At 36.0% G+C, this 12853-nt stretch carries 9 protein-coding genes; 1 reads left to right on the forward strand and 8 read right to left on the reverse strand.

Going from position 1 to position 12853, the window contains the following annotated elements:
• Position 1 precedes the first annotated feature (1 nt).
• From D4A81_RS06680 to D4A81_RS06715, 8 genes are all read right to left on the reverse strand, one after another.
• The gene (locus D4A81_RS06680) at positions 2 to 490 is read right to left on the reverse strand and encodes a hypothetical protein (protein ID WP_111524194.1); all 489 of its coding nucleotides are present in this window, start codon (positions 488 to 490) and stop codon (positions 2 to 4) included.
• Positions 491 to 576: 86 nt separating this feature from the next.
• On the reverse strand, positions 577 to 2043 hold the full coding sequence (malQ, locus tag D4A81_RS06685; protein ID WP_111524195.1) for a 4-alpha-glucanotransferase: 1467 nt from the start codon (positions 2041 to 2043) through the stop codon (positions 577 to 579).
• Positions 2044 to 2053: 10 nt separating this feature from the next.
• Positions 2054 to 4312, reverse strand: coding sequence for a glycogen/starch/alpha-glucan phosphorylase (locus D4A81_RS06690; protein ID WP_111524196.1), 2259 nt, complete (start codon positions 4310 to 4312; stop codon positions 2054 to 2056).
• Between the two features lie 21 nt (positions 4313 to 4333).
• Complete coding sequence (locus D4A81_RS06695) at positions 4334 to 6088, reverse strand: glycoside hydrolase family 13 protein (protein WP_111524197.1); 1755 nt, start codon at positions 6086 to 6088, stop codon at positions 4334 to 4336.
• Positions 6089 to 6103: 15 nt separating this feature from the next.
• Positions 6104 to 8032 (reverse strand): type I pullulanase, encoded by a 1929-nt coding sequence (gene pulA / locus D4A81_RS06700; RefSeq protein WP_111524198.1) that lies wholly within the window; start codon positions 8030 to 8032, stop codon positions 6104 to 6106.
• A gap of 2 nt (positions 8033 to 8034) precedes the next feature.
• A complete protein-coding gene (locus D4A81_RS06705) occupies positions 8035 to 8904 on the reverse strand; it encodes a sugar ABC transporter permease (protein ID WP_111524199.1) in 870 nt (289 codons plus the stop codon).
• 2 nt (positions 8905 to 8906) lie between these two features.
• Positions 8907 to 10286, reverse strand: coding sequence for a carbohydrate ABC transporter permease (locus tag D4A81_RS06710; RefSeq protein WP_111524200.1), 1380 nt, complete (start codon positions 10284 to 10286; stop codon positions 8907 to 8909).
• Positions 10287 to 10298: 12 nt separating this feature from the next.
• Positions 10299 to 11537: an extracellular solute-binding protein gene (locus D4A81_RS06715; RefSeq protein WP_111524201.1), complete on the reverse strand. Its 1239-nt coding sequence runs from the start codon at positions 11535 to 11537 to the stop codon at positions 10299 to 10301.
• Between the two features lie 272 nt (positions 11538 to 11809).
• Here D4A81_RS06715 and D4A81_RS06720 point away from each other — a divergent pair, with 272 nt between their 5' ends.
• Complete coding sequence (locus tag D4A81_RS06720) at positions 11810 to 12832, forward strand: LacI family DNA-binding transcriptional regulator (protein WP_111524202.1); 1023 nt, start codon at positions 11810 to 11812, stop codon at positions 12830 to 12832.
• Positions 12833 to 12853 lie beyond the last annotated feature (21 nt).

Genomic DNA, 12853 nt, shown 5'->3' on the forward strand with positions numbered 1-12853 from the left:
TTCAAATCTTCCTTAAAATATCTCCATAAAGCCATGCTACTCCCTTAAGAATACCACCAACTGAAATACTTTCATCAGAATTAAATACTACTGTAACTGTCATATCTAATGTTTCAACTGTTACAAAGCAGTTCGGTTCATCAGACTTAGCTGTAGGGTCCGCATCCACTGCGATAATTTTTCCTGTGAAAATTATGTGTGGACTCTCTTCAAAATTTTCATCTTCGTCTAATGCAAACGTACCTATTGGAATCATTGATACTACATCAAGCCCTGTATCTGCCTTAACAAACTCTTCTTCATTTTCATAATATTTTATTTCACTGCCTACCCCTATAATATCTACAGAGCAAATATCATTTTCCTTAAGCGAAAAATCAGAATCCGGATCTGCATATATATTTACCGGAATTTCACTCTCACATGTTTCAAGATGAGCAAGTTTTCCATCCTCATACTCTGTAAAATAAAAAAACTTAAAATCTGTCATATTCTAATCTCCTTTTCCATCCATTCTATACTTATATCAAAAAAGTGTCAAAACCCTTTTACTTTAAAGAGTCTTGACACTTTCTATTACCTGTTCATTATCAAATTTTTATATCTGGAAAGTTCTTCCTTGGCCTTTTTAAAATCTACCATATGCCATTCCCAGTTCGGGCTTCCGACTGTTCCCGGTGTATTGATATGACCTTCTTTACCAAGTCCTATGATATCCGCCAAAGGTATAATAGCATACTCAGCCTTACTCTTTAACACATAGGTCAAAAGTCTGTCCTTTATATTGCCTGCTTTTATACTCTGCTTCTTTAAAAATTCTCTGACCTTTCTCTTTGCAGCAACTGTTAATCCGTCATACCACTGCATTAGAGTATCATTGTCATGAGTTCCTGTATAGAAAATAACATTCTCTATATCATTTGATATGTCTCTTGCGTACTTTCCTTTTGTATCGATAGAGAATAGAAGAATTCTCATTCCCTTTAGGTGATAATGATCCTTTAGCTCCAATACCTCAGGTCGCAACTCACCCAAATCTTCTGCTACAAGATTTACACCGGGTAGTTCCTTATTTAGGGTATCTATCACTTCATAGCCCGGAGCCTCAATCCACTCTCCGTCAATAGCTGTAAGACATGAAGCCGGTATCTTCCAAAAAGTATCAAATGCACGGAAGTGATCAATACGGATGATATCAAATAACTTATTGCTATATCCTATTCTGTCTACCCAGAACTTATATTTATTTTTCTTTAAATAGTCCCAATCATATATAGGATTTCCCCATCTTTGTCCTGTAGCACTAAAATAATCAGGTGGAACTCCTGCAATAAATATAGGTCTTCCGTCGGTATCAAGTAAAAAATTATCTTTACCTGCCCATACATCTACAGAATCCAGTCCGACATAGAAAGGCACATCACCCATGACTTCAACGCCTGCCTCATTGGCATATCTTTTTATATCCATCCACTGAGTATAGAAAACATATTGAATAAAGCATTGATATCTTGCTTCTTTTTCTACATTCTCAGAAAGTACACTCTTGTCTCCTGACCAATTTTTGTAATCAGCCTTCCAATCATTCCAGCAATCGCCATTGTTGTCAAGCTTTAGAGCACGAAATACAGCATATGTATATACCCAATCCTGTGACATAAAGTCTACATATGCAGGATCTTTTTGTCCGTCTTTAGATACAAACTTTTCAAAGGCTTCTCTTAAGTAACTCTCTTTAAAAGCTCTTACGGCTGTATAATCAACTCTTTTAGCATTTTCTCTAAATTTATCAGGTTTCTTATCCAGTAATCCTGCTTCAAAAAGTAAGTCAAGACTGATATAAAGCTCATCACCGGCACATGATGAGTATGGTTGATAAGGAGAGTTTCCGTATCCTACAGGGTTTAGAGGTAAAATTTGCCAGATCTTTACTCCATTTTCCTTCATTATATCAATCCACTGATAGGAAGCCCATCCAAGCTCTCCCACTCCTGTTGTGGAAGGGAGGGCTGAAACCGGCATTAAAATTCCTGTTTTTTTCATTAAATTCTCCTTATAAATGCCAGATATCATTATTGTATTCCGCAATAGTTCTATCTGATGAGAAGAATCCTGCTTTTGCCATATTTACAAGAGCTTTCTTTGACCAAGTCATCTCATCCTCATAGTCATTTAACATCTGCTCTTTTGTCTTTATATAATCCTTTACATCAAGGAGTGCCATAAACCAGTCTTTATTTACAATTTCCTTATAAAGTCTGCACAGATTCATCGGATCTCCTATGCGGATAAGTTCTTTGCTTATAATAAAATCTACTAACTCCTCTACCTCAGGATCGTTGTCATAGATATCGGCAGAACGATATGAAGATGTTTCATAAAGCTTTATTACATCCTCTGACTTCTTACCGAAGATATAGATATTGTCATCACCTACAAGCTCATGAATCTCTACATTGGCACCATCCTCTGTACCAAGAGTTACGGCACCATTTAGCATAAACTTCATATTTCCTGTTCCTGAAGCTTCCTTTGATGCAAGCGAAATCTGCTCGGAAATATCACAAGCAGGGATAAGCTTTTCAGCCTTTGTAACATTGTAGTTTTCCACCATAACTATCTTTAGATATGGACTTACAGCCGAATCATTCTCCACTAATTGCTGTAAACACAAAATCAAATGAATTATATCCTTTGCAATAGTATAGGCAGGTGCAGCCTTTGCTCCGAAGATCATAGTTATTGGACGCTTTGGTAAATGTCCTTTCTTAATCTCTTTATATTTGTAAATAGCATAGAGTGCATTCATCTGCTGTCTCTTATACTCATGCAAACGCTTTATCTGAATATCAAATACAGAGTTCTCATCAATATCAATATTCTGAGTATGCTTTAAATACTTCTTAAGCTCTAATTTAGCATCCTTCTTGATTTCTCTAAGCTTTTTTAATACCTTCTCATCATCTTTGTAGTCTAAAAGTTTAGAAAGATTAGCAGCATCCTCCATGTAATCTGTGCCGATAAGCTCGTTTAAATACTCTGAAAGCTCATGATTACAATGAACCAGCCATCTACGGAATGTAATGCCGTTTGTCTTATTATTAAACTTCTCAGGATATATATCATAGAAAGGCTTCAGCTCTGAGTTTTTCAAAATCTCCGTATGAAGAGCCGCAACACCATTTACGGCATATCCGAAGTGAATATCAATATGAGCCATATGTACACGGCTTTGGTTATCTATGATATACACTCTCTCATCACTAAACTCTCTTTTTATTCTTGCATCAAGCTCATAAATAATAGGCAATAACTGTGGCACTACCTTCTCCAAGTAGCTGATTGGCCACTTCTCAAGTGCTTCGGCAAGTATTGTATGATTGGTATAAGCACATGTCTTTCTTACCACATCAATAGCTGTATCCATGTTGAATCCCTTTTGCTGTGTCAAGATACGGATAAGTTCAGGAATAACCATGGTTGGGTGAGTATCATTGATCTGAACACATACATGCTCATGAAGTCTGTAGAGATCTACACCTCTTCCTTCAGCCTCTCTTATAATTAACTGTGCCGCATTGCTTACCATAAAATACTGCTGATAAATTCTAAGTAAATGACCTGCCTCATCACTGTCATCCGGATATAGGAACAGTGTTAAGTTCTTACCGATATCATGTTTATCAAAATTTATTCCGTCTCTTATAATAGACTCATCCACACTGTCAATATCAAAAAGATGCAATTTATTGCATTTACTCTGTTGATATCCCGGAATATCAATATCATACATTGTAGATCTCAAAGTAAAATCTTTGAAAGGAACTTCAAAACTCACATCAGTTCTTGTAAGCCAGCTGTTATCTGTGATCCAAGGATTTTTCTCTTCATATTGCTTTTTATCTATAAATTTTTGTAGGAACAGTCCATCATGATAGTTTAATCCTACTCCGTCACCATTTAATCCAAGTGTTGCAATAGAGTCAAGGAAGCAAGCAGCCAGACGACCAAGTCCACCATTTCCAAGTGATGGTTCCGGCTCTACCTCTTCAACGGCTGTTATATCATGACCATTCTTTGCAAGTATATCTCTTACCTCATCAAAGATTCCAAGATTGATCATATTGTTAGATAAAAGCTTTCCAATCAGGAACTCCGCTGAAATATAATATAGCTTTCTATTTCCTGCATTATGTTCCATACCTTCCATCTTCTCTTTTGTGATATTTAAGAGTGCTGTGTAAATCTCAGCATCTGAAGCTACTTCAATTTCCCTACCAAGCTTGTTCTTTAACATCTCTTCTAATGACATACTTTTATTCTCCTTTTTATTTTAAATCCTGCGGATTAAAGTTCCATTTGCTCCAAGTATCTCCCTGTCAAAATTTCGTGAAAATAGAATCTCTTTCCCCGAATTTATTTTGATTGGATTTTCTGAAGCATTTATTAGAACCTCCATACTATTTCCATATTCATCAATCTTGATATATTCCACACATCTATCATTATCATAGTTGTCCGGAAAATGGAAATGTGGACTTCTGCACATCTTTTCATTTCGCCTTAGCATTATAAGGCTTTTCATTGTAGCAATCTTTTCTACATTTTCGCTACTGCCTATCTCACTCCATGGCATACATCTCCTACAATCCGGATCATGTGCACCCTCCATTGCTATCTCTGTACCATAGTAGATACATGGACTACCGGGAAGTGTAAAAAGAATTGCAAGTTGCTGATAGAATTTATCCAAATCATTGCATCTATTCATCAACCTTTCCGTATCATGTGAATCAAGTAGATTGAATAAAACATTGTTAGACTGCTGCATATACATTGTATAACAACGATTTACCATGTACTCAAACTCATGCTTTTTCATAGTCTTATCCAGGAAAAAATCGTGGATTCCGCTAAGTAGGGGATAATTCATAACTGAATCGTACTCATCTCCTTGTAGCCACTGTGTTGCATCATGCCAAATTTCTCCAAGTAGATAAATATCAGGTTTTATAGCTTTTAGATGTTCTCTTATCTTTTTCAAGAATCTGTGTGACACTTCATTGCCAACATCAAAGCGTATACCATCTATATCAAACTCTCTAATCCAGTCTTCACAGATTTTACAAAAATATTCTGTAACCTCATTATTGTTAGTGTTTAGTTTAGGCATTCCGTCTGTGAATGCAAAAGTGTAATATCTCTTATCTCTAGTATCTCCTCTTTTTGCAATATCATCCCAGTTTTCCACCATAAACCAGTCTGCATACTTTGAAGATTTGCCATTTTTAAGCACATCAAGCCATGGCATAAACTTTCTTCCACAGTGGTTAAATACTGCATCCACCATTACATAGATACCTTTTTTATGAGCCTCTATGCAAAGTGATTTCATAGTATCAGTATCTCCAAAAGACGGATCGATCTTTGTGTAATCAGTTGTATCATACTTATGATTTGATTCAGCTTCCATTATCGGATTTAGATAAATACCTGTTATTCCAAGGTTTTGTAGATATTCAAGTTTACTTCTAATACCTTCTAAATTACCACCAAATTTCTCATAATTGGTTACACTGCCATGATCCCTCCAAGGTGTAATGTCATCTGTATTATTTTGTGGAGTACCATTGCAAAATCTGTCCGGGAAAATCTGATACCATATAGTATCATTTACCCATTTTGGAGTAATATTTATGTCAGATGGATTCATCCATGGAACAATAAAGCATTGTAGTATCCTACCCTCCATATGAAACTGTTCCTCAGTTAAAAATCCGTCTTCAAAATAATACCAGATACTGTCCTCTGTATGTAACTCAAAAAAGTACTTACATCTCTTATACATTGGAGTAAGAGTTGTAGTCCACCATATCTGATGTGATAGACGTTTTTTATAGACTATCTCATCTCTTTTGCCACTCCATTTCTCATTTCCACCTAATATTCCGGCTTCGAACGGATCACCATAGTGGATAAAGACTTGTTTTACATCATATCCTGTTTTTAAATTTATAATAAGTCTATCATCATCCAGAGGATAACTCATCTGTTCAGATGTTCTATGGTATACACCGGCAAATTCCATCATATCTCCTTTATATTACCTTTTCCCAAGTATCAGTACGCTCTGTGGCTGCACCTTTATCTGAGAATTTGCACTTATATTCTTTTGCCACAGACTACTGTCATCGGCATCGCAAAGCACTTCCCAGTTTCCTTTCAAGTACTCGCCTTCAAAAATCTTTTTTGAAGCATTATAAATGACTTTTACCTGACTCCACAAAGATGTACTGTCATTGTTTATCGTAAATCCAACTATCTGCTTTTGCTTCCACATATCAGTGATATGCTTATAGCTTCCTTTAGATTTATCACATAGTCCTGAAAGTTTTTTTCTTAGTGAAATCAGACCTTTATAGTAATCAACCAGCTCTTTATTTTTCCATGCCAATTCCCAGTCAAGTTTATTTACCTCAATAGGCATATTGTAGGTGTTATCAAGTCCACCCTTTGTTCTGCCGAATTCCTCACCTGATAAGAAAAACAATGTTCCCTGACAAGTCATATAAATTGCGGCAGCCAACTTGTTTAATCTCATTACCTCATCTTTACCGGCAGTATCACCTAGCTTATCCCAAAGCGTCTGATTGTCATGTGCCGAAACATATGAAACTATCTGCGAAGGTGCTTTCACACCTTCAAACTCTTTATTATATTTCGGGTCACACCATGCACTTACACTTGAGAGTATATCGTCTTCTTTATCCTTGCCACCGTTTACAAATCCGGCTTCCTTAGGTCTGAGAGCAGAACCCTTTATAGAATCTCTGGTGTTGTCACAAAATGCTCCTATATTTTCATCTAAAAGAGCTATATTGTCTTTGCCTGCAACCTTTTTATTATATTCTATGGCTGTATCTGTTGCAGACCAAGGCTCACCGTAGATTATCTTTTCGCCCTTACCGTATATGATATCAAGTTCCTTCCTGATATTGTTCATCAAATCGGTATCAAGAAGTCCCATCAAGTCAAAGCGAAATCCGTCAATATGATACTCCCTTGCCCAGTAAAGTACGGACTCCAGAATATATTTTGAACACATGGCTCTTTCACTTGCCACATCATTGCCGCAGGCAGAACCGTCGGATACCTTGCCGTCACTGTATGCTCTGTAAAAATACCAAGGCAGAGTTCTTTGAAACCATGAATCAAGTGAGTAAGTATGATTATATACAACATCCATAATTACGCCAAATCCGGCTTCATGGATTGACTGTATCATTTCCTTCATTTCATTGATACGAACCTCACCATGAAAGGCATCTGTAGCATATGAACCCTCCGGTATATTGTAGTTGACAGGATCATAACCCCAGTTAAACTCATCATCTTTAGTTTCGTCTACAGAACCATAGTCATACATCGGCATTATTTGAATATGTGTTACGCCAAGCTCCTTTAAATAATCAAGTCCTGTTGGATGAATACCGTCATTATTTAAAGTTGTATGTTTGCAAGTAAAAGCCTTATACTTTCCACGATACTCTAGAGGAAAACCACCGGATTTATCGTAGGAAAACTCTTTCACATTAAGCTCATATACAATTCTTTCCGCTCCTTTTTGCGGTGCCTTATCATTTTCCCAACCGGAAGGATTGGTCCTTTTAAGGTTGACAGCCATGCTTTTTTGTCCATTAATTCCACAGGCTTTTGCATAAGGGTCTGCAGTTAGAACTTCTTTACCATCTCTTGTGATCAGATAATCATAGTAAACACCATGAAGTTCTTTATCAGAGTAAAAGCTCCACACTCCCTTATCTTCTTTTTTCATATGAATATGCCTATAGGCCTTAACACCATCTCCAGCTTCATATAGGTTTAAATATATACTATCCGCTTCAGGTGACCATAGACGAAATGTAGTACCATTTTCATCGCACTCTACACCCAAATCATTTCCATCATAAATAAAATTTTCAAGAAATTTCTTTGATGAATAATATTCCTTAAGTTTATTTATATATTCCATTGCTATCCCTTAACTGCACCTGAAATACCATCTACATAGTATTTTTGCATAAATAAGAACAAGAGTGCTATAGGAATAGAAATAAGCACTGCACCTGCAGCAAAACTTGTATACCAGTTGTCAATATATTCTTTTTCAAGCATCTTCCAAAGTCCAATAGCTATTGTATACTGATCTGAATTAGCTCTACATATAACCTTTGCAAAAATAAAGTCAAGCCATGGTCCCATAAAAGCCGTCAAAACTGTATATACAATTATTGGCTTACTAAGCGGCAAAGTAACTTTATAAAAAATCTGCCATCTTGTACATCCATCTAAAAGTGCCGCCTCATCTATTGCTACCGGTATAGTATCAAAGAATCCCTTTGCGATTTGGAAACCAAGTCCTGCACCACCTGAGTAGCATAAAATAAGAGCCAATTTGATTAAATTACCCTCGGTAAGGCCCATAGACTTTAAGATAAAGTAAACAGCGATCATGGACATAAATCCCGGAAACAGTCCAAGCACCATTGCCATATTCATATATGGCTTTCTCAGTTTAAATTTGATTCTAGATAGACAGTATGAAACTGCAAGTACATAGAATGCTGACAAAACACATGAACATATAGCTATAAACAATGTATTTATAAACATCTGCGGAAAGTTCAAAATAGTTGTATCATTAAATAACTTTTTATAGTTGTCAAGTGTAAATGCCTGTGGTAAGAAGGTTGATACATATGATCCCGTTTCTGCACGAAAGCTTGTCATTATTACCCAAAATATTGGGAAAAGCCAGATAGCAGCTAAAACTGCAAGAATAATATGTACAATAGTATTGTTTATCATTTTTTTCTTTTTTGCAGACTGAAATTGTTTTGCCATGATTAGAATCCTCCCTCTTCCTTATATGATTTACTATTTCTATAGGTGAATAGTGCACCAATTGCCAAAATAACAAATGTCATAATGCCGATGACAGCACCGATATTGTAATACTGCTTATCAATTGTTAGCTTATAAAGCCATGTAACCAAAAGGTCTGTCTTACCTGCCGTTGAAGAGAGGTCTGTAACAGGATCTCCTCCTGACAAAAGATAGATTACATTAAAGTTATTGATATTACCTGTAAATGTAACTATTAAATAAGGTGTTGTAACATAGAGCATATATGGCAATGTAATCTTTGTAAAAGTCTGTATTGCATTTGCTCCGTCAACTCTTGCAGCCTCATAAAGATCCTCAGGTATATTCTGTAGCACACCTGTAAGCTGAAGCAAAGTATATGGTACACCAACCCAAACATTGATAATAATAACTGTAACTCTTGCCCATGTAGGATCAGCAAAAAATGGAAGGCTCGCATCATTTGCAATAAGTCCAAGGTTTCTAAGAAGTACATTTACTGCACCCTCAGGCTGTAGCATTGTACGCATGATAAGTAATGATACGAACATTGGTACTGCACATGAAAGCACAAAACAAAATCTCCAAAATCCCTTAGCTTTTGTTCCTTTTCTATTAATAAGTAATGATAAAATCATACCAAAAATATAGTTACTAAATGTTGCAAAAAATGCCCAAATAACTGTCCATGCAAGTACTGACCAGAATGTACTACCAAGGATACTTTTTGAATCAAACAATGTCTTGAAATTATCAAGTCCAACCCAATTAAACAACATTAGATGATTATCTATACGGCTGTAGTTTGTAAATGCCATACAGATCATAAATACCAATGGAAGTATTGTAAATATAAATACAAATGCTGTAGGCGGTGTCATAAACAGACGATATAAATTTTCATTTAAAAGTGTTTTCAAATCTTCTACAAAGTTATTTACATGCTTACCTTCTTTGCGAAGACATTCAGCTTTGTATGCGCTCTTTAATGTACCTCTCCAAATAACTATCATAAGAACGGTAATTAAAATTGCGGCTACACCGTACAGCAATATAAGTATAGACTGATCACCCTTTGTATATGTGTAAATCTGCTTTACTTCATCCCACACTTCCTGCTGCTCTACACTTCCAAGTGTGCGAAGACCTGCTATAAAGCCTATTCCATTTACTGCCATAAAGACAATATAAGCAATCTCTATGAGAAGATATATAAGTCCTTTAACAATCTGTCCGTTGACAATATTTCCAAATCCCATCAAAATCATGGAAAGTTTTGTTGATAATCCGCCTTCTTTTATTGCATTAGCGCAAGTGTATGGCGTAGGAAATTCATTAACTCTTTTTTTAAATAAACCCATTCCATTTACCCCTTAATTTATTCCATTACTGTTCATTGCGTCATTCATTGCTTCTGTCTGTTCTTTAGCATTATCATGTGTCACGCTCTTATTTCTGATTCCCTTACCCATGTTTTCAACAGGACTCCAGCAATTACTCATAGCTGGTACAAACGGCTGAAGAATTGAAGTACTATTGAAAGTATTATTCTGTGCCAAAACAAGAGCATCCGATGAAATCTTAGGATCCTTCAAAAGTTCAGTATTACATGGTATAACATTTCTCATCTCATAGTGTGCTTTCTGTGCATCCAATCCACCAAGGTATACTGCAAGTGCAACTGCCTGTTCCATATGCTCACTATGTGAGTTTACTCCAATTGCCTTGGAACCTGCATATGCAAGCATCTGCTTTTGCTCCCCGTTAATAGTATAGGTAGGTAGCGAAACAACTCCCATATTATCTCCAAGAGCTTTCTTAATAGGATTAGCCTCCCAAGAACCTGTAAACATTGCACTCACGCTGCCGTTACGAAGCCCCGCAAGTGCAGAACCGTCAGCATCAATTTTGAAATTAGGATTTGCTGCAAGGTCTATAACATAATTTGTAACATCTACAGCCTTGTCTCCTCCAAAGTCAACACCCTTTGACTCATCATTTTCATTTCCAAATAGTGTACATCCATTTCCAAGATAAAATGAAGGAAGATACCAAGAATTTACAAGCGGGAAAGATACCATTCCCTTCTTTAACATTGTATCAAGATTTTTCACATCATCATCAGAAAATACTGACTTGTCATAGAACATATACCAAGTATTTGTTGTAAATGGCACACCATAGAGTTCATTATTTACTGTAACTGAATTCAAGACCTCGTTTGAGTTGGTTGACTCGATTGCTTCTTTATACTTACCACCAAATCTTGCTATTGCTTTTGCATCTATAAGATTATTTATACGGTCATTTGCATACATAAATACATCCGCACTTGCCTCCGGATCCTGAGATACCTGATCCGCAGCTGTTGCCTCATCTGCAACCCCATAGACAAATGTGATATCCCACTCCGGGTGTTCATTCGCAAAATTTTTACACATTGTCTGAAGCCACTCACCACTGTCTTTTGACTGATCTTCTGATGGTGACCAAACCATTAGCCTGACCTTCTCGACCCCACCTAAACTCTTGCTATTACCACATCCGGTAAGTCCGGTGCACAGAGTCAAAGCCATGATTCCTGTTAGAAATCTTTTAAGACTTCTTACCATAATCTTACTACCTCCTAATAAGAATTTTCGTATTGTTTCGTTAAGTTAAATATATAACTTTTTCAATTCTTAGTCAATCAATTTTCATGTATTCTTTATGTTTTTTTTAGTCTGCATAATACATCTTTACAATTTATATAATACCCCTTATTAGATTTCACTAAAAAAAATTGGTAAAACTATATATTTGTGTTATTTGTTGATTTTTATTATTTTATTCTATATAATTAAAGAAAATATTATTTTCTTTTGTTATGAAAGGATATTACTCTATGACTACAATACAGGATATTGCTGATAAATTGGGCATTTCCAAGAGTACTGTGTCAAAAGCATTAAATGATGCACCTGATATTAGCGAAACTTTACGCAAACAAGTGCTGGAAACTGCAGTTGCACTGGATTACACTAAGCTTAGACGATATAAAAAGACTAAGAAAAGACTCTGTATTTTAATAGAGAAAGAAAATATTGAGTATGAAGAGCCACATCACTTTGCTTATGATATTGTTATGGGATTCCGTCAGTTGGCAGAGCCTGCCGGATTTTATGTTGAAATAGTACCTGTTGATGTAAAATTACAAAAAAATACACCTTATGATGTTTTTATGCTTGAGCATGACTACGTAGGTTCTTTTGTACTTGGATTTTCGCTCAATGATACATGGCTTGATGATTTTAAGAACAGCCATACTCCTGCTGTACTTTTTGACAACTATGTCACCGGAAATCCATACACTGCCTATGTAGGTATTGACAATGATGAGGGAATGGAGTTAGTGCTGAAACATCTTACAAATCTTGGACATAGAAAAATAGCTTACCTTAGCGGTTCACTTGGCTCCTATGTACTTCAGAGAAGACATGCAGCTTTTTTAAGTGCTATGCATCGTCATGGGCATAAAACCACAGCTAAAAACACCGGATGTTCTTATTGTTTATCAGAATGTATAGAAAAGCATCTTCCAAAGTTCTTAAAAGCAGGAATGACGGCTATTATATGTAGCCATGATACTATAGCAAATGCATCAATAATTCAGTGTCAACAGCTTGGTTATAAGGTGCCTGAAGACATAAGTATTATAGGGTTTGATGATTTACCTCTAGCTGAATATACATTGCCTCCTCTTACCACTATTAAACAGGATAGAGTAGAACTTGGTAAGAGTGGCTTCTATGCACTCTCAAGTTTACTGAATAATATACCAATCAGTACATTTTTACTGCATGCAAAACTTATTGAAAGAAAGTCCACTTACAATGTTTATATTGAAAAAAAAAGCAACGCTCTGTAATATTACAGTTAGTTGCTTTTT

It is taken from the genome of Lachnoanaerobaculum umeaense (assembly GCF_003589745.1).
Taxonomy (GTDB): domain Bacteria; phylum Bacillota; class Clostridia; order Lachnospirales; family Lachnospiraceae; genus Lachnoanaerobaculum; species Lachnoanaerobaculum umeaense.

What these genes read in the sequence shown, in the direction of transcription:
- D4A81_RS06710 (WP_111524200.1), bottom strand. Translation starts at nt 10,286, where the DNA reads ATGGGTTTATTTAAAAAAAGAGTTAATGAATTTCCTACGCCATACACT.
- malQ (WP_111524195.1), bottom strand. Translation starts at nt 2,043, where the DNA reads ATGAAAAAAACAGGAATTTTAATGCCGGTTTCAGCCCTCCCTTCCACA.
- D4A81_RS06715 (WP_111524201.1), bottom strand. Translation starts at nt 11,537, where the DNA reads ATGGTAAGAAGTCTTAAAAGATTTCTAACAGGAATCATGGCTTTGACT.
- D4A81_RS06695 (WP_111524197.1), bottom strand. Translation starts at nt 6,088, where the DNA reads ATGGAATTTGCCGGTGTATACCATAGAACATCTGAACAGATGAGTTAT.
- pulA (WP_111524198.1), bottom strand. Translation starts at nt 8,032, where the DNA reads ATGGAATATATAAATAAACTTAAGGAATATTATTCATCAAAGAAATTT.
- D4A81_RS06720 (WP_111524202.1), top strand. Translation starts at nt 11,810, where the DNA reads ATGACTACAATACAGGATATTGCTGATAAATTGGGCATTTCCAAGAGT.
- D4A81_RS06680 (WP_111524194.1), bottom strand. Translation starts at nt 490, where the DNA reads ATGACAGATTTTAAGTTTTTTTATTTTACAGAGTATGAGGATGGAAAA.
- D4A81_RS06705 (WP_111524199.1), bottom strand. Translation starts at nt 8,904, where the DNA reads ATGGCAAAACAATTTCAGTCTGCAAAAAAGAAAAAAATGATAAACAAT.
- D4A81_RS06690 (WP_111524196.1), bottom strand. Translation starts at nt 4,312, where the DNA reads ATGTCATTAGAAGAGATGTTAAAGAACAAGCTTGGTAGGGAAATTGAA.